18 protein-coding genes and 2 pseudogenes are annotated in these 26047 nt (G+C 41.1%); all 20 read right to left on the bottom strand.

The annotated features are described in order from the left end of the window. Positions 1–23 precede the first annotated feature (23 nt). The 20 genes and pseudogenes from GPK88_RS08230 to GPK88_RS08135 all read right to left on the bottom strand — a co-directional run bounded on the left by GPK88_RS08230 (position 24) and on the right by GPK88_RS08135 (position 26006). Positions 24–263, bottom strand: coding sequence for a helix-turn-helix domain-containing protein (locus GPK88_RS08230; RefSeq protein ID WP_055152358.1), 240 nt, complete (start codon positions 261–263; stop codon positions 24–26). A gap of 191 nt (positions 264–454) precedes the next feature. Continuing rightward, a complete protein-coding gene (locus GPK88_RS08225) occupies positions 455–3214 on the bottom strand; it encodes a YodL domain-containing protein (protein WP_173698701.1) in 2760 nt (919 codons plus the stop codon). 80 nt (positions 3215–3294) lie between these two features. Continuing rightward, complete coding sequence (locus tag GPK88_RS08220) at positions 3295–4170, bottom strand: helicase (protein ID WP_252197717.1); 876 nt, start codon at positions 4168–4170, stop codon at positions 3295–3297. A 120-nt stretch (positions 4171–4290) separates the two neighbouring features. Next, positions 4291–5964, bottom strand: coding sequence for a group II intron reverse transcriptase/maturase (gene ltrA / locus GPK88_RS08215; RefSeq protein ID WP_215707676.1), 1674 nt, complete (start codon positions 5962–5964; stop codon positions 4291–4293). After that, complete coding sequence (locus GPK88_RS08210) at positions 5936–6190, bottom strand: hypothetical protein (protein ID WP_215707682.1); 255 nt, start codon at positions 6188–6190, stop codon at positions 5936–5938. Before GPK88_RS08210 ends, ltrA (GPK88_RS08215) begins: the two co-directional genes overlap by 29 nt. A gap of 645 nt (positions 6191–6835) precedes the next feature. After that, the gene (ltrA, locus tag GPK88_RS08205; protein WP_017144707.1) at positions 6836–8749 is read right to left on the bottom strand and encodes a group II intron reverse transcriptase/maturase; all 1914 of its coding nucleotides are present in this window, start codon (positions 8747–8749) and stop codon (positions 6836–6838) included. 722 nt (positions 8750–9471) lie between these two features. After that, positions 9472–9852, bottom strand: a pseudogene (locus GPK88_RS08200) (hypothetical protein); the annotation flags it as partial. Between the two features lie 92 nt (positions 9853–9944). Beyond that, the gene (locus GPK88_RS08195; protein WP_004841037.1) at positions 9945–11723 is read right to left on the bottom strand and encodes a reverse transcriptase/maturase family protein; all 1779 of its coding nucleotides are present in this window, start codon (positions 11721–11723) and stop codon (positions 9945–9947) included. Positions 11724–12234: 511 nt separating this feature from the next. Then, positions 12235–12501, bottom strand: a pseudogene (locus GPK88_RS08190) (hypothetical protein); the annotation flags it as partial. 1 nt (position 12502) lies between these two features. Then, positions 12503–12691, bottom strand: coding sequence for a transposon-encoded TnpW family protein (locus GPK88_RS08185; protein ID WP_004452856.1), 189 nt, complete (start codon positions 12689–12691; stop codon positions 12503–12505). Between the two features lie 123 nt (positions 12692–12814). Next, complete coding sequence (locus tag GPK88_RS08180; protein WP_215707675.1) at positions 12815–14080, bottom strand: plasmid recombination protein; 1266 nt, start codon at positions 14078–14080, stop codon at positions 12815–12817. Between the two features lie 180 nt (positions 14081–14260). Beyond that, the gene (locus GPK88_RS08175) at positions 14261–15280 is read right to left on the bottom strand and encodes an AAA family ATPase (protein ID WP_215707674.1); all 1020 of its coding nucleotides are present in this window, start codon (positions 15278–15280) and stop codon (positions 14261–14263) included. After that, the gene (locus GPK88_RS08170) at positions 15261–15452 is read right to left on the bottom strand and encodes a hypothetical protein (RefSeq protein ID WP_161276680.1); all 192 of its coding nucleotides are present in this window, start codon (positions 15450–15452) and stop codon (positions 15261–15263) included. Before GPK88_RS08170 ends, GPK88_RS08175 begins: the two co-directional genes overlap by 20 nt. Before the next feature lie 277 nt (positions 15453–15729). Continuing rightward, positions 15730–16140, bottom strand: coding sequence for a helix-turn-helix domain-containing protein (locus GPK88_RS19365; protein WP_161276679.1), 411 nt, complete (start codon positions 16138–16140; stop codon positions 15730–15732). Between the two features lie 154 nt (positions 16141–16294). Further along, positions 16295–16597 (bottom strand): hypothetical protein, encoded by a 303-nt coding sequence (locus GPK88_RS08160; protein WP_161276678.1) that lies wholly within the window; start codon positions 16595–16597, stop codon positions 16295–16297. 9 nt (positions 16598–16606) lie between these two features. After that, a complete protein-coding gene (gene relB / locus GPK88_RS08155; protein ID WP_015533646.1) occupies positions 16607–16813 on the bottom strand; it encodes a type II toxin-antitoxin system RelB family anti-toxin in 207 nt (68 codons plus the stop codon). Beyond that, positions 16810–17139, bottom strand: a complete 330-nt coding sequence (locus GPK88_RS08150) for a DUF6442 family protein (RefSeq protein WP_161276677.1) — start codon at positions 17137–17139, stop codon at positions 16810–16812. Before GPK88_RS08150 ends, relB begins: the two co-directional genes overlap by 4 nt. Before the next feature lie 254 nt (positions 17140–17393). Beyond that, positions 17394–17771 carry a TnpV protein gene (locus GPK88_RS08145; RefSeq protein WP_161276676.1) on the bottom strand — a complete coding sequence of 126 codons (378 nt, stop codon included), beginning with the start codon at positions 17769–17771 and terminating at the stop codon, positions 17394–17396. After that, a complete protein-coding gene (locus tag GPK88_RS08140) occupies positions 17696–19816 on the bottom strand; it encodes a recombinase family protein (protein ID WP_215707673.1) in 2121 nt (706 codons plus the stop codon). Before GPK88_RS08140 ends, GPK88_RS08145 begins: the two co-directional genes overlap by 76 nt. Positions 19817–19988: 172 nt before the next feature. Continuing rightward, the gene (locus tag GPK88_RS08135; RefSeq protein ID WP_215707672.1) at positions 19989–26006 is read right to left on the bottom strand and encodes a helicase-like domain-containing protein; all 6018 of its coding nucleotides are present in this window, start codon (positions 26004–26006) and stop codon (positions 19989–19991) included. Positions 26007–26047: the final 41 nt, after the last annotated feature.

Genomic DNA, 26047 nt, shown 5'->3' with positions numbered 1-26047 from the left:
TGCCATGAGATTATCTCTTACTTCTATAACTCCGGTTCCAACTCTGCAAAGATGGAATCTCCAAAAAATTCTGGTATTGTGATTTCTAATCCATCACACAATTTCTTGATTGTAACTACGCCTACATTCTTACTCTGCCCATACAAAATATTCTTCAGCGTTGATGGCGGAACACCAGAACGTATCGCCGCCTCATTCACGGTAATATCCTTTTGCCTTATCAATTCTTCAAGACGATATATAACTGCTGTTTTCATATCCATGATTTCTACCACCTTTTCTCTATTCTATATAAATTGCCCGTAAAAGGTCGCCCATATATAGTCTTTTTGAACAAAGATACATCTTTGTAAGCTTTGTATACTTTCGTGGTAGATAATTCAGCATTTTTACCAAGACAAAAAAAGCCGGAAGCCACGTTGTCATCCGTGACCTCCGACTCGTTTTGCTTATACTACACTGTCCTTACACTCAAATCAGCTCCTCTCGCCGGCTTATCTTTTCCCTGTTTTTCCTGGATGATTCTCTTATTGATTTCCAAGCGTTCATGAATCGATGGTTTTTTCTCTTTCCTTGCCATTGCCTTTTTCTGTTCCACTGTCTTTCTTTCTGCTTTCCCTGCATCCTTAACTGCTGTATTTGCTTCAACGCCAGTTCTTGGCACAGTTTCTCTGCTCTCATTTTTCTCTGCTATCTTCTGTTCTCGTCTCTCCTGCACACCTTTTTCTTCCAGGCTGCAAAAACTCTGCAAATACGGCAGTACATGATTCTGCATATCCGTCAGATCTTCCATATACTTCTGATACTCTTCATTGCCTTTTCCTTGCTGATAACTGATCCAGCTTTCATCCGTCAATTTCATTTCATTCTGCATCTTTAATTGACTGATGATACCTCCGTTTCCGGTACCAATCTCTATCTTACCTTGAAAATGATGCAGCATCTTGTCGCCCTTCTCAGCATAATATACTGTAAAAAACATCTGTGCTGTCGTTTTTGGTTCGTTGGTGTTTGGATCAAGGTCAGCATACCAGGCTTTGTCCTGTTCTACGGTTTTGGAATCCAAATCAGATAACTTCTGGCATCTTGGATTCCCCAAATCACTTTTCTCACAATAATTTACATACACCATCGGTTCTATATCTTTTGGAAGCTCCGGTTCATAGGCTTTCAGTCTTTCCAGCAATACGCCTGCACGAACAGACAGGTCGCATTTTTCGTCCACAATATCCTTCAAGTAAGAAACATAGTAATGAATATTTCCACTTCGCAAATCCAGCATTACTTCCTGTATCGTATTTTCTCCCATCTCCACATTATCTCGATACTCATACGGATCAAATGCTTCTGCAATCTCATCCAGTGCCTCTGCCAGCTGTTCTGTGGTCATCTTCTCTGGATACATTGCTTCTCGAACATCCCTCATCGGTACATACTTGTAGTCTGGCAATGCTTCATGAATTTTCTCAATCCCTTCCCGTACCAGTGCAAGCTCTCCATAAAACTGAACATCATCCATCAGATTTCCAAGTACTGTATTTCCTTTTACGATTGCAAATTCGGCTTCATCATAGTAACTGTCTTCCGGATCACGATAGATAATTCCCATCGAGCATCCCAGATACGCAGTTTCTGGATTCTCCTTATATTTTTCATAGACTGCAGCTATCTGATTAACATCGGTACTTTTTTCATAAGCTCCCATATCATGGAACTCATCACATTCTGTGGCAAAGTATTCCAGATAAGGTTCTTTCTTCAGTGGCATATTGTTAAGTACATTGTCAATCATGTTATAATTCGCCTCTTCCAGTTCTTCTACCTTAGCCAGTGGCTTATATTCGCCCTGGCTTTTCTGAATCTCTGCCATTACAACCTCATCCATTTCTTTCACTTTTTCCATCAACTGATCATAATCCCCACAGATGCGTTCTCCAGTCCAGCCTTCGTCTTCCAGAAGTTCCTCTGCCGCTTCTTCAATAGAAATTTCATCATTTTCATAGACGCCACCATCCATCAGACGGAAATCTTCATCGTAAAAGGAATAATCGTATCCTTCTTCTGTCCTCTGAATAGCAAAATACCGTTCTCCTACCTCATATGCCAGTTCACTAAGAATCTGTTCTTCCAGATTCAAGAAAGAATCCAGCTGTTCAAAACTGATACTGTCTACAAAATGAGCTGTTACTTTTTCCCCATCATTCAAAACAACGATATCACTGACAGACAGGGAATGCCCACGGAAGTCTTTCGGTCTATCAATGTTGAACCTTTCAAAAATATCATCCAGTGACGTATTTCCCAGTAATTCTCCAACATAGACCAGCTTATAATCTTCTTTTTTTATCTGCATACCATGACTTTCAATAAAACTCATATTCATAAATGCATAATTTTCGCCCGTTAAATCATCTTTGATCTGATAAATACCAAAGGTTCGCCTTGTTCCTAACAACAGGTTTGCCTCTTTCAAAGACTGAATCTGCGGATATTTCTGCATTTCCCATTCCAGGTTACGGAAACGCTCCCGTTCTGCCATGGACATCTGATAATGCTCCGGTCCTCGTTCGATTTCCTTGCGTTCCGTGACATAGATTGGTGATGAAAAATTAGTGATCAGATAGATATCTGCTCCGGCATCGTATAATTTCAGTGCTTCTTCCTGCTCAATGACACTCATAGGCTCCTGAAATGCTCCAAAATCTTCATCGGCATAATCCAGATCCTGATCCCTTATCCGTTCCCACATCTGTAATTCCATGCCAAACAGACCTTCATGCGCCTGTATCATTTCTTTACTTGCATACTCTTCTCCCTTGTCACCATCGCTGCCCAGGCAATAAATTTTAGAACCCATTCTGTGATAATCCAAAGCTGCTTCTTTTCTAAGCGGCACCATGTCTTCTGCTGTATATCCATAATCACGTAATTCCAGCTTGCCTATGGTTGGATCTGGTAGGTCCTGAATATCCATTTTTGCATCATCCAGAAGTTCCTCTACTTTATCTTCATCTGCCTGATTGATTGCATCTGTCAGATTTCTTACCAACGTCCTTACTTTCTCTTCCTCGCCAATCAGATTTGCATATTCAAAAATCTGTTCTTTTACATCTACTGGAAGCGCTATTCCCATGTGTTCTGCACGGTCTATCTGTTCCTGCGTAAATTCCTGCATTTTCTGCGTTTCTTTTCCTGTTATCATATTTCTCGCCATATAAATTCCTCCTGTGTTCTAAAAAAAGGCATAACCGGCAGAACCTTCTTCTACCAAATTATGCCATCTTTCCTGTTTATTTATTCCAGACCGAAGTCCCGTTTTCTGGTTTCCTTGCCAGTTTCACTTTCCCGCTGACTCTTTTCTTTATAAATCTGCAGTTTCTCATGAATAGAACCTCGTGCCGGTCTTTCTTCTTTCTCTTTTGATTCCGACTGCTCTGTTTCTGTATCTTCCCGCTCATCCATATTGAGAAGTGCATTTAATTCTGACAGCCGCTCCAGTTTTTGGCTCAGTTCCTCTTCTTTTGGAAATGGCTTCCCGACTTCCTCTTTGGCATTTGTCATCTGCTCCTGAACCGTTTCCAGCCGTTGTTCTGCTTCTGCCAGTTTCTCCGGATAGCTTTCCAAAAGGTTGTTGATACGAGTGATATTTCCTAGAGCATCGGCTCCCAACCGAACTTTAGCTACCGATTCATGCTTTACAGACAGGATAAACTCTTTTCTCCAGCTGTCGAATTGGATTCTCATGTTAAATCCCTGATAACTTCCAATGTCCATAGCTGCATCTACAGACTTAATGTCTTGGCAGACCGCCAGAAGTGCCATACCTGCCTCTTTCTTTTCTGTGAACACTTTGCCACTGATTTTCATAGAAAACTGCTCTGGATCTGTGATTTTATGCTCAGAAAAATGAGCGATGTCTGCCTTGTAGCTGTCAATGATCTCTATCAGTTTTGCAATCTGTTGCGGAAAATTCCTTGCAATATCATCTTCCAGTCGGTATTGGTTATTCATGTGGTTCGCTTTTAAAAGCTTTAATTTCGCCACATCCACATCCAATGCCATCTTCTCTTTTACTGCTGGATTTCCGGTTGCCAGTGCTTTGACCTCTGCATAGGACAGTGCCGCTTCGTCCACATCTTCGCAGCTTCTGACCGGTGCTTTGCTCGTCATAATCTGGGAGATGAATTTCTGCTTGTTCTCGATTAACTGGTCGGGTAGGTCAGCGGTATTACTACCGCCTTCCCCCCTAAGAACCGTACGTGAGAGTTTCCCCTCATACGGCTCAAGCACTTATAAACCCTGTTGTTCTAACAGAGCCAGCTCATCATTTTCAATCGAGTAGTGTATCTTTCTGTGACAATCGGCATGAAGTAAATAACATCTTTCCTTGTAGTCCTTGCCTAATGTCGTGTGTATTCGGAAACCTCTTTCAATCGTAATGCGTTCGTTACAGTGAGGGCATATTCCATTCTGCATTTTATACAGTGCGTTTATCTTCTTTCTTCCCTTTATCTCGCGCATCATTCGCATAGTGTCTCTTTCCTCAAAATATTCTTCCCATCTGCTGTCAAACGGTGTTGCTTCTGATTTTGTTTTCAGAAATCTCGTGATATGAGTATCTGTTGCATAAATCAGTTTTAGTGCAAAACCATCTTTTGTTGTGGCACAGAAAGTCCAGCTTCTTGTACCTATCCGTCTGAAATATCTCTTGGCAATCCACTTTTTACCCTTTTTCGGATGTCTGCGGCAGCACCATCTCCAAAGGCTTCGCCATACATCGAAGTCAAATCTTTCAAATGCTTCATGTGATACATTATATTTCTGATAATTAACCCAACCACGGATTACGGGATTTAACTGTCTGATTAAATCTTCCTGTCGGCATGTTGCATTACTTTTAATGATTGAACGGACTTTATCCACGATTGCTTTGTAATTCTTTTTAGACGGCTTGGTTAATAACTTATCCTTATACAATCTGATGTTACAGCCGAGAAAATCAAAGCCGTCTGTGATGTGTGTGATTACCGTCTTTTCCTTAGACAGCTCCAATCCTCTTTCTGCCATAAATTCCTCCACAATCGGTAGTACGCCATTTTCAAGAAGTTCCTTTGTTTCGCCTGTGATAATAAAATCATCTGCATATCTGATAAAATTTACTTTAGGAAAGTATGCTTTCCCTTTTATCTTCGTTTTATGGTATTTTGCTTTCAGTTTTGTTTCCAATCCGTCAAGCACCATGTTGCAGATAACTGGCGAGATGGCTGAACCTTGTGGACTTCCAAGTTCCGTAGGGAACAGTTTTCCAGTTTCGATATATCCGCATTTCAGCCATTTACGCAGGATTTCCTTATCTAATGGAATATTCTTTAAAATCCATTCGTGACTAGTGTTGTCAAAACATCCCTTGATGTCTCCCTCAAGCACCCATTTCGGCGATTTTGCCTTATTCAGACTTGTAAAGCACTGCTCTATTGCGTCCTGCGTACATCTGCCAATCCTAAAACCATAGGAATTAGGGTCTGCTGTGATTTCCGCAATCGGTTCTAATGCAAATTTATATAATGTCTGCATTGCCCTGTCTTTCATAGTAGGAATACTTAAAGGTCTCTTTTTCCCGTTCTTCTTAGGTATATATACCCTTTTTAATGGTTGTGGTTTGTAGTTTTTGCGTTTTAAGTCAAGAATTGCTTCATATTTGGACTTAGGTGTAGACCATAATACTCCGTCTACTCCTGCTGTCCTTTTTCCTCGATTTTCTGTTACCCTTTTTACTGCTAAAGCTCTTGCGTAAAAAGAGTGTGTGAGTAACCACTGCAAGGATTTTACCCTGCCATGTTTACCCTCTTGATGAGCCTTTACGATACGCATTTGTAGTTTTTTAACGTACGCATTGGCTTTGTTCCAATCAATCTTGTCCCATTCCTTTGCGACGTCAGAAGTCGCACACATTTTCATGTCCATTTGCTTTACTCCTTTCAAAAATTCTATAAATTCTCTCGTAATTAAGCACCATGCGGAAGTCTGCTCCCCTTTCGGGTGGGGCAAATTTTGAATCCCTATCCACTTCATTACAAAATGGCATTCGCTTTTTCCGCAATCCCATACCCGCATTTCCAACAGCTTTCCTTACGGTCTGCCTGCCCAATGGGCAAAAATACGGGCTTACCGTGTTCCACTTAATTAACATGATAGGTTAGGTTCCGCCTCTTCTCCGGCAGTCTTATGTCCGTGTACCCCCAAACATGGAGAGGGGTAACCAACTGCACACCTTTTGGTTCAAGCCTGTCAGCTACTTTGGCTTGTTTCGCCTTAACGAAGTTTATCAGCGGTTCACATATGTTAACCATACTATCAAAGCCTGCACCCTAACCACTTTGTAGCTAGCAGTTTCGATTTTAACCTCACGGTTTAAATCTCCAAGTAGGGTTACGTTTAATCACCAGCTTTTGAACAATGTCATTACTGACATAGCCAATGGTGACGACTTCAGCCAACGGAATGGCTGGTTTGGTCGGATAGTCCGCCAAACAATTAAATTAAGTGACTTCACGTCGCACCCACATATAACTGTCGAATGTGGATTCTGTTACATACCGGAAGATATGAACCTTTTTATTATGGTTTCCCTGACGGATAATACGTCCTTCCCTCTGTTCCAAGTCAGATGGTTTCCAGCCAATATCTAGATGATGCAGGGCAATCAGACGATCCTATAGTGATAGGTAATCCTTTGATGTTATCTCCAGATTTTCCCCCACTTCACACCGGACGTGAGAGTTTCCCCTCATCCGGCGTTCCATCATCAGTAACTTCTACTTTTTAACATCGTAACTTACAGTTCCTTATCAAGTGCTTTTACGTCTATTTCCTCTAATCCTGCATTTTTTCTTATGGTATTTACTTTCCGTCTTTGATTACTTTCCAGTTTGTATTTGTTTAGAATACGCTTGATTTCTTTGTTGTCCTGACTTTTTATCAGCCTTTCCATCTCTTTATGCACAATAATCAGATTATTATATTTATCATCACCGCCACAAGATTTTGGTATTTTACGGACACACCGCATATTTTCCAAAGTTAGAGGCAGCTTGCAAATTGCACATTTTCCTCTTTGTGCCACAAACAGCGAAACGCAGTTATCATTAAATTCTACAGTTTCATTACTGATAGGGTTTCTCATAAGTTCATGCACCCTCTCTATATCTACAGTTTCTAATTGTTTGTGTATTTCTTTTCTTCCCTCAGCTGTATATTTATTTACTACAGCCTTTTTGTGGAGCGGAACACGATGTTGCACATATCCTATTGGGACTAATGGCACACCGTTTATAAATCGCAGTTCTTTACTTTTTCCATATCTTTCTGAAAGATATGGTGTTAATGCTTCGTTAGTTCTGCGTTTCACTCTTGTATTTAATCTGATTTTTATGCTTGTCTTGATTTCATAGGCTAAAGTCTGTATATCTGGATTTACGCACGTTGCCATGCTGTAATAATTCTGCATTCCCATGACAAAGCTATTATAATCCCGAATTGCATACTCACCGGCTCTGCTTCCATTCGTTTTCTGTATTGCTATGATTCTCTCTTTTGCGTTGGTTTTTATTTTCTTCAAAGCCTTTTCTGAGATATGTGATTTTACTACATACTTATCGACTGGCGGTTTACATTTTGTGTCCTTGCCTTTCTTATGCACTTTTATCCTAAATCCTAAAAATTCCGAATAACTGTGTTTTAGATTGACAATTTTTGATTTTTCTGGACTAATATCCAGTCCTAGCCTTGTTTTGAGCCATTGTTTTGTGGCTTCAAACATTACAACCGCATCTTTGTGTTTCCTGCAAAAGATTTTAAAATCATCAGCGTACCTTACGATGAAGCACTCTTTTAATGTGCTGTTCCGCAAAGCCCTGTACTTCTTTGATTTCGATTGAGTTCCATTCGCCTTTATTGCTTCTTTATAGACGTGTCTTGTAGGCATAAATTCCCACTGGCTGGCAATCCACCAGTCAAGTTCATTCAACACCACATTCGATAACAATGGTGAGATAATCGACCCTTGAGCTGTGCCTTTCTCTGGAAAACCGATTTCTGCAATTTCTCCTTTTAACATGGCTGAAATAATACTAATGAGCTTTTTATCCTGTATTCCTATCGTCCACAACTGTTTTAATAGTTTTCCGTGGCTGACATTATCGAAAAATCCTTTAATGTCAATATCCACCACGATATACAGTTTGTTGCTCTGTATAAGTTTCTCTGCCTGTGCAAGTGCATTTTCCACACCTCTATTTGGGCGGAATCCATTGCTTCTATCGTGAAATTTTGCTTCACATATCGGCTCTAACACTTGCAGAATACATTGCTGTATCAGCCTGTCTTCAATCGAGGCAATCCCAAGTGGCCTTTTCTTTCCATTACCTTTGTCAATCTCCACTCGTCTGATGGCTTTCGGCGTGTACCATTCCAGTTTGTTACGGACAAGTTCGATGACCTCTTTTTCAGTCATTTTTGCTAAATGCTCTATCGTTTTTCCGTCAACCCCCGGCGTGGTACTTCCATCATTTTTTTTCATGTTTCGATAGGCGAGTTTGATATTTTCTTCCATCAAAATCAATTCCATCAGGTTTCTAAATTTCCTGTTTTCTAAACTTTTCTGGTATAGTTCGTCAAATATCTCCTGCAATCCATAATACTCAATGTTTCTTAGAGTCTGACGTTTCAGCACTTTCTTCGGCACTGCCAAAGTCGGCTGTCCGCCTTTCTTAGTCTTACTCGAACCTTTGATTCATTACGAATTAAATTTCGATTCTTACTGATTGACTGGAGCCTATCCCTCCACGGCTTATTATCACCGCTTCATTGGTACTGTGGCTCCACTTTCAGTCAGATAAAAGCAGGTTATACTAATGTCAATCGCTTTCCCTGCTAACACTTCATTGCGTGTAAACACTCCGTGTTCTGACCTTCCCTTGTTCCGATATTCCTATCTGTTCATGCCGCCCTTAGGTGTAGCCTATAAGCCTGTATGCTTGCCAGTGCCTGTAACACTGTAAGGTATTTCATAACGTCCATTTTTACTTTACCTCACATACCCCGTAGATTTACGGTTATGACATTTCTGCCATATCACGCTTTAGACTCGTACACTCGGCTGTTCGTCTGCTGTTTTACCAGCTATCCTCACCATAGGCAGTTTATAGACCTCCGGCATATAGGACACACCATCCACCTCTGGACAGCTTTCGACAACTTAATGTTTCGGTGCCTCTCTGCCGACTTCAACGAGCTTCGCACATACAGCGTTTTACACCGCCTTTGCACGTCGTAGTATCAAGGGGAGCGTTTCAGGGCGTTACCCCATCATTCCACTCCTCGGAATATCAGTTAGCTGAATAGATTCAGCCGTCGATTTTAGTTCTAATACAGGATTTATCCCACATTAGAGTTTGTACGACAACAAGTCGCACGCACATTAGTTCCCGCACCCATTTTTGCTGTTGAGCCAATCAAAAAACGAACCTGCCCGGATTTCACTTTTCCAAACAGCTCCGTCTTTTTTGCTTCTGTATTTGCATCATGAATAAACGCAATCTCTTTTTCCGGTACACCTTTCTCTATCAGTTTCTGCTTCAAGTCATCATAAACATTAAAACTGCCATCGCCTTTCGGTGTACTCAAATCACAGAAAATCAACTGTGCGGATTTCTGTGCTGCTGTATCTTTCCATATTTCATAGCTTTTCTCTGCACAAACTGATATTTTACTTTCTGGATTATCTGGCAATAATTCATTCACCAAACGCTGATCCAATGCTAACTTCCTTCCGTCATTGGTGTCGGGTAGGATACCGGCGAGGTAGCAATGGCTCCTTTTCCGTTATCCCCCCTCAGAACCGGACGTGATACTTTCGCATCATCCGGCTCCCCAGTAATTCCATTTCAAGAACTTTTGGTTATATTACCATTGTGGATTGCTACATGGCATTCCCGACATACCACAAGCGTTTTTCTTTTTCTGGCAGACATTATCTGTACCCATTTAGGTACTTCTGCCTGTCCTTTCTTCTTTAAATCTGCAAGTTTTCTTATATGATGTACCTCTATATTTTTAGTACTTCCACATAATTCACACTTCTCTGCCAACAGTCTTTTAACTAATTCTGTTCGCCCACCATATACCTTGTATGGTATATCCTCTATAACAGCTTTTCGTTTATGCACAAGAGAAATTCCTCCCCATGTCGCAACTAATGGCTTTTTATTAGGACGTTCTACTACAACTTGCAGACACGGAACTGTTTTTCCACTTGTACTTGTTATGGTTGTTCTATACTTAGCCTTTTGCTTATTGATAGATGACCTGTGTTTACACGCAAGAGTTTTCAATAATGAAGTTTCCATATACCAGTACAACTTCGAGAACCAAGACAAATTTTGTGCGAGAATATAATACTGCACCAGTCCTCTGTACTCTTGCTGATATGTCTGTACAATAGAAAAATCATCATCTTGCAGAAGATTATTCCTATGAGTTGCTTTTCCACGTTTCATATATTTCTTGCATTTTTCTTCAATTACTTTTGCAGGGACTAATAGTGCGATTGCTCCATTTGCTCCTCTGCGCCCCTTTGGGTCAATATAGTCATTGACCCTTTGTGCTTTGATTTCATATCCAAGAAACTTTGCCGCCTGACTGCCTGCATTTGTTATTAGAGTCTTTTCTTCTGACATTATCAGATTTAATTTCTCTTTTAGAAATCTTCCTATTTCTTCTTTTATTTCTTCTGCATCTGCTTTAGAGCCAGTGAATCCAAGTAGAAAATCATCCGCATATCTCACATAGCGCAATCTGCGATAATTCTCATCTTGCGTATTAACAGAAGGTATTTTTCTGCGTTCAACCACAAGCTGATGGGCTGTCTTTGCATCTCCCTCCTTTCTGAGTTTTTGGATTTCAGCGGTCAACTTGTTATATTCTGGATTAGATTTCTGCCTTTTCCCTTTTGTGTATTTTGGGATTAAGACTTCTTCAATCCAATTATCAAATTCGTTGAGATAAATATTAGCCAGTATCGGACTGATAACTCCGCCCTGAGGCACACCGCTGATTGTCTGCTTGAATTTCCATTCTTCCAAGTATCCAGCTTCTAACATATTCGATACCAGACGGATAAATCTTCCATCATGAATATTTCTTGCAAGTATTTCCAGTAAAATTTTATGGTCGATTGTATCAAAGTATTGAGAAATGTCTCCCTCAATAAACCAGCGAGTTCCTTTCCATACCTGTATTTCTTGTAGTGCTGTATGACATCCTCTGTTTGGACGAAAACCATGGGAATGTTCACTAAACTGTGGCTCATAATACGCTTCTAAAATCTGACGCATTACTTCCTGCAATACTTTATCTCCCCATACAGGAATCCCCAGCGGACGCTTCTTACCATTTTTCTTTTTGATATATTCCCGTCTTGCTGGTTTCCATTGATATTTCTCCTCACGGAGTATTTCAATCATTCTGTCTATTTTCTGAATGGACATTCCATCTACCGTTTCATTTGTAACACCCTTTGTCATTGCTCCGTTATTCGGGTATAACTTAGCATAGGCATTCAGATATAATTCACGGTTAAATAAGAGCTTGTAAACTCTTTCAATAGGTTTCTTTTGTTTTCCACGTTCTTGAATGACCGTTAAAACAGTTTTGGCTGTACGCATCTCACGCACCTACTCCTTTCTAACTAATCGAAATTACCTGTCACCCTTCGCCATGTACAAGGCTTTCCCTTGCTCGGACTACTATGGTGACTCCGTTACCATGGGGGTCTCCCCCTTTAGGCAATCCTGCTATTCGTCAAAAGTATACGTATCGAGTATCCCTTAGGTTCCTTGTTCGTCCCTTTATTCGCACTCACTGTGCGCTCTTTCATTGCAAAAAGTTACTCGTCCAAAATCAACAACAACGAGCATACAATGACATCGGTATCAATCGCTTTCCGATGGGCGATGCTTTGCACCAAGTCGGAACTAAGGTTCAGGCAGTATAGCTTTAACCATAGGATACGGAACTTGCGGAGCATCGAAGTATTGCGATTAACTCCTTATCCGCTTTACCAACATGCGATTGTCCCCTTTGAGTTTCCTCTCCAGGTAGGTTGGTTGTTCCCATTATTTACTTTTAATAATGTCCCCCTGCGGGGGAGATATACTTTTGCGCTTAGCAGCGCACGATTTTTAGCATATTATCGACCGAGGCATCTACCCCGCCGTTTCTGACAACTTCTGCACGTTCTCCCAGACTTTCTACGATTTCTTTCTGTTGTTCCGTTGGTTTCAGCACCACTGTTTCATATTCCGCTTCCGGCACAGGAAGCTTTAACTGATCGGAAGTCTTGATATCTGCAATCTCCTTGAACATATTCATCAGTTCCGGAATATTATAAAACCGTGCGAATCTGGACTTTGCACGATAACCTGTTCCTTCGGGAACGAGTTTGTCAAGATGATTTTTGTAAGTTTTCTAAATTCAAATATTTATCCGCTGAAAAATCTCCCAACATCTCGTGTCTGCATATTTCTTGAAACACCGTATTCAAAGGCTTCTTCGCACTTTCCGATTGCTTCACATTTACAATAAAAGTTGTTTTGCCTATTCGTGTTGTATAAGATAAAGTATTCTCTTTCATATAATCATTTTCTCCTTTTTATAAATTGACTGTGGGGCATTCCGTTTGGAACACCCCACAAATACAGCCTGTTTCATCGGAACATATCAAGAAGTCATTAAGTCGTGAGTATAATGGAAAAGGTTATCTTTCCATACCTCGCTTGCTCTTTCGTGCCTTGATACGCTCCTGTCTTTCTTTTTCCCTTGCTTCTTTTTCGGCTCGTTCCTGTGCTTCCTTAAAAGAAAAAAGTTGCTTCACTTTTTCGGTAAAAAGTTTGGCAACTTCGGGGAAATGTTCCAACGCTTCAAGAAAAGGTCTGCACTTTTCTTTCAGTTCGTTGTATTTGGTTTTCATTCGTTCCAATGCGTTTGCACTGTCCATATACTTCTGTCGGTAAAAATTTGCACTCTGCTCAAATTTTTTGATTTCCGCACGACTGGTAATACCCTCTTTGGCAAGGGCTGTCAGTTGAGAATAATCCTCTTTAGAGATTGCCATTTTACCTGTGATTGTTTTCTGCCCCATACTGTCAATCTCGTTTAATGTTTTGGAAACATTACGGGCAGGCTCATACTTGACTTGTTCCTTTTGAATACGCTTCTGCAACTTCTCCAATCGTTCTTTATCCTGCTTGATTTGATATTGCAGGGAAGTTAAATGCTCCGCTGTACTTCCGTATTCGCCACGCTGAAAGCCCTTGAACCCTTGTTCCGTCATATAGTGAAACAATTCATCTTGCAGTATGCTGTACGAAGCTCGAAACATCGGCTTGCCGTTCTTCCTAAGAAGCGGATTTCCTTTTTCATCGGTCAGCGGAATATCCGATTTCCATTTCTTTGAATGGCTAATCTGATTAACCACTTCCTTGACTGTTCCTCGCAGTTTTTCGTCTTTGCAACGCTTACTCCATAGGATTTCTTTCTCCACCACTGGCAGAACCATAGCGTGAAGATGATAGTGGTAAACCTCTTTTCCCAGTTCTTCGCTTGCGGCTACATTGATTTCATCAGCGTGCATTACCGCCGATATAACATTGTCCGCACCGAATTTTTCTTCGATGAAATGATAGGCTTCTTCATAAAACTGCTTTGCGTATTCATAACCACCGTTACGCTCGAAGTACATCGTGTTCACATCAATCACAATCTCATTGAAAAGGGTAGCGTCTTTCCTTAACCCACGAAGCGACACCTGCCCGTCTGTTTCCATCTGCTTTAACTGCTCCATATAGGTCGGGGCAGTCGGCTTTTTGAAATGCACATTAAAGGGTATTCGTTCCACAATTACATTCATATTTTCATAGGTTTCATTCTTGCGTTCGTTGTGCCTTTCCGCCTTGCTCACATCAGAAGCGGTGTACTTTTTTACCCTTGCACAACTCATATCCGCCTTATTGTTTTTTGCCATTTTGCTCTCCTTTCCAGACAGGGCGAAGCCATTACACAACATTCTCTGAATGTGTGTAACCCACTATGACACTTTCAGACTTCGTCTGCAAAGATGTCGTGGGCAAGGGAGTTCCCCCTTGACCTCCTTTTGATACCTCAATCATAAAAACAGACTGTCCTCCCATCAGACAGCCTGCTTTTATTCTCTCGGTATATCGCCCATCGGCAAAGACCAGTACCACAGAAAGCCTCGTTTTCGTGAGATAACGCCTGCTTTCTTCTTTGCCTTTTTGATGGTCGATTTCTTGAACCCTGCGGCTTCAAGTCTTTCTTCGCAATCCGAAGAAAGCATTTCTCCGTCTTTCAGCATTTCCAAAAGAAATTCTTTCGCCTTGATTTCCTTTTCGTTCGGTCTGCCCATTTTGGGTGCGAGGGATTGGAACGCTTCTTCTGCTGTCATTTCCATTTCAGAAATAAAGTCCACTCCTTTTTCTGCCACCTCAAAAAGAATTGCCGAGCCTGTCGGGGCAAGGTTTGATTTCACCTGCACCATATATCTTTCCGCAGGTACTTCCTTGTTCGGTGTGCGTGTGATTGCAAGAATACTTCTTGCAGCACCCGCAATATCAATCGAACCGTTGGTGCGATAAAGTGGGTTGGTATCTCTCATCTTGTTCATATGGGCGATAATCACAATGGCACAGCCTGTATTTTTTGCAACTGCAATCAAGTGATTAAACTCTGCCCTTGTTTCGTTGGCATTGTTCATTGAGCAGTTCTCTCCGATATAGGAACTCATCGGGTCAAGAATTAAAAGTCTTGCGTGGTACTTTTCGATTGCTTCAGCAATACGGTTATCCCCGAAAGATAAAGATTTTTCATCTTCTTTGATGAAGATAAGATTTTCTCCGTTCCCACCGGCAGAGTTAAAACGGGGGACTACCGTATCGTCTGCATCATCTTCCGTTGTCTGATAGATGACTGTCATAGGCTCTGTTTCTTCATCGGTAAAGGGTAAGGCTTCTCCCTTTGAAAGCAGGGCGGCAATGGAAAGCATTAACTTGCTTTTTCCATCGCCCGGATCGCCCTGCAACAGCGTAACCTTGCCGAATGGAATATACGGATACCACAACCATTTCACTTCTTTCGGTTCGATTTCACTTGCCTTGATAACTTCAAGAGGTACATTTACATTCATTTCATTTTCCATTTTCATCATTATTCTTTGTTCTCCTTTTTGATAAATATTTAGGGCAATGCACTACGATACAGCGGAAACTCTGCTTGCAGTCATTACTGCATTTTCTGCAAAGTTCGTTGTAGGTAATGCGATTTCTTTCATTCAGAAACAACGCCCACTCTTGTTTCCGTTTCCTACTCATTTTCGGCATATCAATCCTCCTTTCCGCCTGAAAACAAAAAACCACAGGGAAGATACTTACTGCCTTGTTTCTGTCATTTCTCGGGGGCGAAAATCGGGTAAAAAACCCTTGCTAAGCCTATCAAAAAATCACGCAAGGTATTTGTACTAACCTGTGGTTATGTATGAAATTGTGGGGTTTTGGGTAACAAAAAACACCGTATTTCTACGATGTTTTCTGTCAGATATATTTTTCTGTGTGCGAATAAATTGTTGATTTTCTGCGTAAAATTGGAATTTCACTTTTCTTATTGTTTCTTATTTGAAACTATACTGCCGATTACCTGAACAATTAGAGCCATTCCTAAACCAACTACACCGCCTGCTAAAATAATCATAAGAATTTCATCATAATTAAATCGGTTTGCAGCAAAAGACCATATTCCTGCTATGGTTGCAAATATTAAAACGGATCCTAAGTACAATGCCTTAACAGTCTTTCTATTCGTTGTTGATACTGGTTCTATTCCTTTAAGAATATAATCGGTTGTGACTTCAAAAAGTTCACTCATAACGATTACTTTTTCTAAATCGGGTGTGCTTTGTTCACTTTCCCATTTTGATACAGCCTGTCTTGATACACCAACCTTATCAGCAAGTTCCTCCTGCGAATATCCTTTTTGTTTTCGTAAATATTGTATTCTATCTGCTATATTCATTGTCAGTTCTCCTTTCCTTTTGACAAAATCATAGCATTTTTTATAGTTGCATTACCACCACCTATGCCTGGAAATGTGTCAACCAACGGTTTCAATCAAGTTTTTCAGTTCAAAAATGTATTAAGAAATTCGGATAATTCAAAGTTTCCTTTGCTTAAAAAATCCCTTTATTGTATTTAATTTGTCCATACAACATAAAGCCTAATCCGACAATAACTGCTGGAAGAATAATAAATCCCATAATCTCTTCACTCCAAAATGAAACTATAAAACCTAACACCAAAGATATTCCGATAATCAGTGTTCCTGTTCCAACGGCTTTTCCATACTTTGGTATATCTTCTTCTTTTACTTTTCGCCTATTGTAAGAATGAATTGTACTGATATTGCCTTTGATATTTACAATTCCCATAACAGATATGACCACTCCTAAAATCAACAACATAATGTTCTCCATAACTACCTCCTAAAAATAGAACAGTTCTTCAAATTTCTTGTCTAAAGCAATACATAAAATCAATGCCAACTTTGCTGTTGGGTTGAACTGTCCAGTTTCAATAGAACTAATGGTATTTCTTGAAACTCCTACCATTTCTGCAAGCTGGGTTTGAGAAAGATTTGCCGCTGTACGAACTTCCTTTAAGTGATTTTTCAAATGTAATTGCTCTTTCATATGCTCACCTCTAAAATTTGGCGAACAAATCCAACAAATGCCAAAACGGAAAGAATGAAAAACATAATGGTCAATAGCAAATCACTCCTTCGTTTCATTTTGATAAAGCGAACTAACCATTGTGTCGTAATAATACTAAAATATATAACCCACGGACTGTAAATCATTGTATGGGCAATCATAGAAGATAATAAAGAAAGTAGACAGCACACTAAAGCCCCCACTCTACTTGCGTGACTTCCTGCTCGATATATCATTTCCATTTCAGCCAAGTCTTTATTTTGATGTTCTTTTCTACTTGCGTTTAAGATTTCTTCCTTTTTCATAAGAATACCTCCGTTCCAAGTTTTCTTTGCACACCTTAATTATACTCATACCAAGTTTTCTTGTCAATAGCGTTCATACAAAAGTTACAACCAGATATAAGGGAATGGCATATCAGATACGAGGTTTATACCTGTTTGCGTTATACTTTTCCGCCACTTCCATTACACTCACAACTTAATGACTTCTTGAATACTTCCCGAAAAAGAGAACTGCCATCAATTAAGACAGCAGTTCTCTTTCGGCTGGTATCCTGTTAAGAATACACAATGTCATTCAGTACAATCTCATCAACACAGGCTCGGATATTGTTCATCAATCCTATCCATTTCATCATATCCTTTCCTTTCAGTTCTTCCGTCACACCCTGCTTTCTTGCCATTTCCTTTATCAGATACTCCGCCATATCACACGCCGAAGTATCAATTTCAGCAAGGTGTTCATATAACTTTCCGCTTGTAAGCAGATTGCAATATAAGACTTTTCTATGCTCCCTCAAATATCTTTCCCTCATTCTTCCGTATTTTGTGAGCGTAGGCGTTTCTCCGTTTTCTATCGTCAAGCAGGGATAGTAGTAATCTCCGATGAGTTCGTACTGGATACCAGTTCTTTCGTCTGTAATAAATCGTTGCATCCTGATTTCTCCTTTTGCTTCTTGTGGTAAAATTCCAAAGATTTCTCGTTGTGATTTTGTTTTTGACATTCTTCGGAACAGAATTTCTGCTGACTGTGTGTAGGCCAGTAGGTACTGCCACACACAGCACAGACACGCTGACGATAATAATGATTTCCTTTTTCTGCTTCTCTGTCGGCTTTTGTCTTATCCTGCCTTGCCTGATAGCAACAATCTTTTGAACAGAAAATCTGTCTGTTACTTGTAGGCTCAAACTCTTTTTGACAGTGAGGACATATCTTTGTTTTGACGATTTCTCCACCGTTTTCAGCGAGTTTTTTCGCCTTTCGCTTCTCTCGGTAGGCTTTTTCACGCTCACGCTGTTTTGCCAATCGTTCCGCTTCTATCTGTTCTTCCTGTGCCTTTATTTCAGCAAGTTCTTCTTCCGTATAGGCAATATCGACCTGCCCGACATAGTTGAAATAAATATCAACCTTTTGTGTCCTTGCTTTTCCCACTCCCTCTGCTTCATAAACCACAATCTTGTCAATGAGTTCGGCAAACATCAAATCGGATATTTCTGTCGGCTCTTTGCACTTGCGTATCAAGGAAATGAAATGCTTAATATCAACCGTATTTGTCTTTTCTTCGGTCAGTTCCTTTTCCATTTCCTCAATCTTCGTTTCCAGCTCAGCCTGTTCGTCATCGTACTGCTTCATCAGTTGCTTATACTGTCTTTCGGGCAGTAATCCCGAAACAAGATTTTCATACAAGCCACGAATAAGTTTAGACAATTCATCGTATCGCTTCTGAAAACGGTGCAATTCCGATTTATTGTGCTTTGGCTTTTCTGTCTGCTTTTCATTCCAAAGTGCTTGAAGTTCCTTTGCAAAGGCTTCTTCGTCATTCAGAACAAATCTTGATAATCGTTTGACAGCCGATAATATCAAGGCTTCAACATTATCAGCACTAATTGAATGGGCAGAGCAGGAGTTTACTTTGCTTGCATATCCGCCGCAACGGTAAGAATACTGCACCGAACGGTCTTTTTTACTGTAATGCGTTTGCAGGGTCATTCTTCTGCCACAATCCGCACAGTACAGATAACCGCTTAAACGGTTGCTATGCGTACCTTTGGCTGCTGTCCTGTTCGCTCGTTTCTTTCGCTTCTGAACGCTGTCCCAAAGTTCCTGCGTGATGAAAGGCTCGTGTGTATTATAAAATACATACTGCTCATCTTCATCGGTATTCTTCCTTTTGTGCAGTTTGAAATTGGTGCTGACCGACTTACGCAAAACGGTATGACCAAGATATTCCTGTCTGCTCAAAATTGCTCTTATGGTTGACATTCCCCAAAGATACGGGTCTGTAAACTTTATTCCATTATACTGTTCGGGGTGATATTCCTTTGCGTGTGCAGCCGGAATTAAAACCTTTTCTTCGGTAAGCAATTCAGCGATTGCTCTCGGACTTTTGCCCTCGTTGGCAAGCAAAAAGATACGCTTTACCACCTCAGAAGCCACAGGGTCAACGACAAGCGTTTGTTTGTCGGTTGCTAATCGGTTATACCCATAGGGAATAGAACCGCTGCAACGCTTTCCGTCTTTCATACGGGCATCAAACACAGCCTTGATTTTATTACTTGTGTCTTTGGCGTACCACTCGTTCATTATATTCAAAAACGGGGCAAAGTCATTATCAGAAGCATTATCGCTGTCAATACTGTTGTTTATTGCAAGAAAGCGGACATCTTTCTGTGGAAACAGAACTTCCGTATAAAAGCCGACTTGCAGATAATTTCGCCCCAATCGGCTCATATCCTTAACAATAATCGTTGCGACATTTCCTGCTTCTACTTCTTTAATCAACTCTTGAAAACTCGGACGATTGAAATTCACACCCGAAAAACCATCGTCAGTAAAATGGCGGATATTCGTAAAGCCATTTCTTCGGGCGTAATCTTCCAAGTATTGCTTTTGGTTGGTGATTGAATTTGACTCACCATTGAGGTCATCATCTCTTGATAAACGCTCATAAAGTGCTGTAATCTTTGAAGTCCTTGACATTCTCTTAACCTCCTTTCCTTATGTAATCTGTTTAGTATTAAAAGTATTACTCCCTCTACTAATAGGAGAAAATAGGGGTACAAAGCGGAACTGTTTTTCAAGAAAATCAAAAAAATTCTTGAAGTTCCAAAACCGATTTTGATATCCTATTTTCAATTTAGGAACGCATTATTTATCGTCTTACTAAAGTATAGCCCTCCGGTGCAAGTTCGATACTCGTGACAACTTCTCCAAAAGTGGAAGCCCAGGAATCAAACAATCCAAGTCCCATATTTTGTAATTTGCTGTTCTGCAGATACCGCTGCATAACATATAATTCCGTCATGCTGTTGCTGATTGGTGTGCCTGTAGCAAAGGTAATGCCTTTCCCTCCGGTAATCTCATCCAGATACTGACATTTATTGAACATATCTGCGGATTTCTGTGCTTCATTCTGTGCAATCCCGGCTACATTTCTCATTTTTGTATAGAGAAACGCATTTTTATAGCTGTGTGCTTCATCTACATACAAATGATCCACGCCCAGTTCTTCAAACGTAACTACCTGATCTTTTTTCTCCTTCTGATTCAGTTTTTCCAATCTTGTCTGCAATGTTTTTCTGGTCTTTTCAATCTGTTTGACGGTATAACGCCCGCCGTCCTGTTCATACCTTGCACTCTGGATTGCCATTTCCAGATCATCAATCTGCTTCCGTAACATAGCTTCCTGTCTCTCATCAGAGATTGGAATACGCTCAAACTGGGAATGACCGATGATAATGGCATCATAATTTCCCATAGCGATTCTGGCACAGAACTTTTTCCGGTTTGCCGGTTCAAAATCTTTCTTCGTTGCTACCAGGATATTGGCTCCCGGATATAACTGCAGGAACTCCGCTCCCCATTGCTCCGTCAAATGGTTTGGAACGACAAAGAGGTTTTTCTGAGATAATCCCAGACGTTTGCTCTCCATTGCAGCAGCTACCATCTCGTAGGTCTTCCCAGCTCCTACTACATGAGCCAGAAGCACATTCTCTCCGTAAAGCTGGTGTGCAACAGCATTTTTCTGATGCGGACGAAGCTCTATTTCCGGATTCATTCCTGGGAAAGTCAAATGACTACCATCGTATTCACGGGGACGGATGCTGTTAAATCGTTCATTGTACACCTTTACCAGTCGTTCACGCCTCTGCTGATCTTTAAAAATCCAGTCTTTAAATGCTGCTTTCATGGCATCCTGCTTCTGTGATGCCAGCATGGTTTCTTTCTTATTTAGGACACGGATTTCATCACCATTCTCATTGACACTCTTATCATAGATGCGTACATCTTTCAGGTTCAGGGTATCTTCCAGAATCTTATAGGCATTTGCTCTCTCAGTTCCATACGTTGCATAGGCAAACGCATTTTTGGGACTGTCGGCATTCTTTCCTGTAATCCTCCACTCACCATTTACCTCAGAGAATTTCACCTGTATTTCTTTCTGAAGCAGATACCATGGTGTATGCAATGTTTCTTGCATAAAATCCTGATAATCCGAAGGTTCAATCCAGGTAGCTCCAATACGCACTTCAATCTCCGATGCTTCCAGATCTCTCGGCTGAACTGCCTCTAGTGCACGCACATTCGATGTGAATTCCGGATGATTCTCTGCAAAAGTTCTCGCAGTATTTAATTTATCCCTAACATTTCCGGAGAGATATTCATCTCCGCTTTCCCACTGGTCTGTCAGTGGATTTTTGAAGATAACTCCAACCAGCTCTTCTGTAATTTTCTCTTCGGTCTTTCCGGTCAGCTGTGCCATATATGGGAGATCTACTTTAGCCCTTTCATTTAAAGACAGAGCAAGTGCTTCTGTGGCTGTCTCCACACTTGTCACAGCAACCGCCTTTTTGATGGTTCGTTTGGTGAACATGTCCGCTTTCCGCTTCAATGTTCCGTCTTCATTCAAGTCTTCCAGGGAACACAGCAGACAATAAGAAGAGTCATCAGAAAATGCCCGTTTATTAGCATTACTTCCAATAACTCCATACTTTGCTGTGTAGGTATCATACACCTGATTCAGTTTTTCCTGCTGTTTTTGGATTTCTTCGTCTGTGACAAATTCTTCCATCTGCATGGCGATCAGCTCACGAACGGTATCACGGATTGCAACCATGCCTTTTACACGTTCTGCAGTGGCTGCAGGCATTTTCACCTGATTCATCAAAGAGTTGACACGGTAATATACCTGATCATCTACCACCGTATAACTGTAATTTCGGACATTCGGATCAGCAGGAATACTCTCTGGCATCTCATCCAGTTCTGTCTCCACATCTACTGCTGGTACCATGCTTCCCTTAATGTGTTTTACAACTTCTTGCAATTGTAATTCCAAATCAGCACCTTCCATTGGAGCACAGGTTGTTTCCATACCATACGGACCTGACACTTCTTTCATCTCACCCAGAATCATTTCCGGATGCTGAACAAAATACTGATTGACTGTAATGCCATTGACATCACTATCGAGATTTATCCATTCCGGCATTTCTTTCGTAAGGCTCTCCCTCTTCTGAAAAAACAGAATATCAGCACTGACTTCTGTTCCTGCATTTGCCTTAAAAGCTGTGTTCGGCAGTCGAATTGCTCCTAGCAGATCTGCCCGCTCCGCCAGATATTTCCGAACTTCCGGTGATGCCTTATCCATGGTTCCCTTTGTTGTGATCAACGCAGCCACGCCACCTGGACGTAACTGATCTATCGTCTTGGCAAGAAAGTAATCATGGATCATGAAATTGTAGCGGTCATACTGATGGTCATTGACCTTGTATGCACCAAATGGCACATTTCCAATCGCCACATCAAAAAAGTCATTAGGATAATCTGTCTTCTCAAAACCTTTAATCTGAATATTGGCATCTGGATAAAGCAACTTTGCAATTCTACCACTGATGCTGTCCAGTTCCACACCATAGAGTTTGGACTGGTTTAAATTCTCCGGAAGCATTCCAAAGAAGTTACCAACTCCCATAGACGGCTCCAGAATATTTCCTTTTGTAAATCCCAGATTCTCCAACACCTGATACATACTTTCAATCACAATCGGCTGTGTATAATGAGCATTTAAGGTGGAAGCTCTGGCTGCAGCATATTCCTCTGGTGTAAGAACCGTCTTTAATTCCAAATATTCTGTCTCCCATGCAGCTTTTGTCTCATCAAATGCATCTGCAAGACCTCCCCAGCCAACGTACCTGGATAAGATTTCCTGTTCTTCCGGTGTTGCATTGCGATTCTCATCCTCACATTTCTTTAACAACTGGATAGCCATAATATTGGCACGGAACTTTTCTTTTGCTGTACCCTGCCCAAGCTCATCATCTGTGATGCGGAAGTTCGTTGCTGGAATCGTTTCTGATATTCCGTTAATCTCTTCCAAAGATTCTTTTTCTTCCGATACCTCAACTTCTCCAGATAATTCTTTTTCTTTTTTATCATAATCTGTCCACACACGTTGAGAAATAGCAGTAAAATACGAGGACTCTTCCTCCATAATTTCTTCCCTGATTTCCCGTAATTCATCTAAAGTATCCGCATTTACAGTTTTGTTGTGATAATGATAATAAAGTACTTCTTGTCCGAGTTTTACATCCAGACGTTCCAATTCTTGTGTTGACATTCGATTCCAAATATCATCTTTTTCCGTATGAATCGTGAAACCTTCTCCATCATCATGATATTCTAATGTGTATTGAAGTCGATTCGCTTCTCCCTTAACTTTGCAATCAAAATCGTGGATTTTTGTTCTGGTACCAGACATATATTCTGAATCAACTAATCGCAAATCAGTTATATCTTCCGCTGTCAAAGTATCCTGCTCCAGCTGTTCTCCTAACATCTGCTGTGCTTCTTCCAAATCTGCCAGTCTTTGTGCTTCCTGTCGTTCTTCGTACTTTTCCATTTCTTCCGGTGACAAATAATCATCTGTGCGGATTAACTGGCGAACACGTTCTGCAACCTTGTTCCACTTTAATAAAACTTCTACCTCTGGACTGCCAATTTTCCCTTTTGCAAGTTTTAATCCTTTTGCATCATGGGATGCGTCGGAAGCATCTGCTCCTGGTATTCCGGGTGAGGAACCATCTGTTCCATACTCATTTTTCAGGAACTCAGCTGCATCTTTCATATCATGATGTTCCATGAAATACTCATAGATTCGGTTACGTCCTCCTGCAGTAATGCCGCCTCTTCTTAACACTGCGTCAATTTCATCCTGTGTGATAAAGGATAGTGCCGGACGTTCGACCGTAAATTTCTGGTCTACCCAGGAACGCTCCCTCTGAAGATCCTGAAAGCGTTGGAAATATTCCGGATTATGCTGAATCTCCCAGCGGTGATAATCTCCCGGATTCTCATCCATATATTTCTGCAGCCATTCAAAACGATAGACAATCGCATCTGCCTCCTCTTGATCTGTCCATGCTCCACTCACTACATCCTGCCAGTCTGAATATGATTGTTTCTTTTCCCAGTTTCTGCAAGTATCCCGAAAATGAAGTGCAAGAAGATTGGTCATTTCTTCCTGCTCCTGTTCAATGGCATTATTGGAAATCAAATTATCCACGTAATTTCCATCCTCATACATATCCCGAATTCTGTTCGCTGCTTCTTCCCACGTAACCATGCGGTCAAAGTTTCTTCTTGCTGAGTCGCCTCGTCGGATACGGATACCATCGTTGTCATACCAGATACTGATTTTCTGCCCATCTATGGTAAATCCTTTTCCTCCAGTTCCATATTCATCTTTCAGAAAACTCCGCATTTCTTCATTATCCAGACCTTCAATCAGTCTTGCTGTAATATGAAACAGTGTATTTTTCTGTCCGCTTCCCGTGCGGAGAATATCATTTACCACTTCATCGGAAATAAGAAAAGCGGCTGGCTGTTCCAATGCAGCTGCCGCTTTCCTTATTTCTCCTAACTGTTCCTCTTCTGTTGGGAACAGACTTAACTGTAAATAATCTCCTGAATCACCAGCTCCTCTGCCTGTGCCTTGATCTGGTTCATGTGTCTGGTCCATGCCATCCCGTCTGCCATTTTGTCCGGTGCCGGATCTTTCTCCAGAAGTTCGTTCATCAGATTGTCTACTCTCTGTCTTGCCTGACTGTCGATCTCCATCAGATGACTGTCCAGACGGTTCTGCAGTGTCAGAATGTTGAACCTGGCTACCTTGTGATTTCTCAGATACTCTTTCCTCATCATTCCGTACTTCCCGATCGTCCCTCTCGTCTCCTCCAGGCTGATATCCGGAATCTGGTATTCTCCGTTCTGACTGTAACTGATCTCTCTCATAGTCTGCTTCCTCCTTATTTTCTTCTCTATCTGCTGTACTATTTGCTATGCTTTCACGAATTAACGTGTTAAACTCATTATAAACTACTTCTTTTTCTTTTGCAACCGTTTTCAGGTCATTTTCCAGATCCTTCAGAACATATCGTCCAATCTGCATCAGGACTGGTCTACTGATTTCGTTGACTACACTTCCCAGATGTCCTAATACTTTCAGCTGATTGAAGTCCGTAATATGCCGAAAATCCTCCGCATCCAGATATTCCTGTGCATCCAGTCCACACCGGTTTAGTAATACATACCAGACACTATTGGTCATCAGTTCCCGAAATTCGACTTCCTGATTCTGTTCGTCCAGTTCTTCCAGAAATGTCCCTGTTACGTCCAGTCTCAGTTCTTCCAATGCATCTGGAAGCCATTCCTGCATACTCTCCTTCGCTGCCTGATGCAGACTTTCAGCAAGTCCTCCTTCTGTCTCTTCCAATGATAACTGCTCCTGCAGATAATCTGCCACCAGATGTTCTCCTTCTACTGGAAGATTCCATAACTGGGGATCCTTTCCCAGATTCCGCACTTTATAAGTGTCCTGCACATCAAATACATACCGAAGTTTCGTTTTCGGTCCGGAAGTATTGTCAATCAAGGCAATCCCCTTGGATCCCTTTTTGATCCAGCGGTACATCTTCTGATTCCAGATTTCCATGGATGCTACGGCAGTTGCTTCCGGTCGCTGTGCATAAATTAAAAGCTGTTCTGGAAAAGTATACTTATACAGTCTGGATGCCGTGTTTAGGAACCGCATCCATTCCTGCGGACTGGCAGCCACATCTTTTGCCACCTCTTCCGTCAGCTGTTCCATTGCATATAGTTTATTTGCCATGTGCTACTCCTTTTCATAAAATCAGGGACTGCTTAGCACAG

This window comes from Blautia sp. MCC269 (assembly GCF_018785655.1).
Classification (GTDB): domain Bacteria; phylum Bacillota; class Clostridia; order Lachnospirales; family Lachnospiraceae; genus Blautia_A.
The sequence above is the reverse complement of the archived record's forward strand: the minus strand, read 5'-3'. Positions and strand labels throughout refer to the sequence as shown.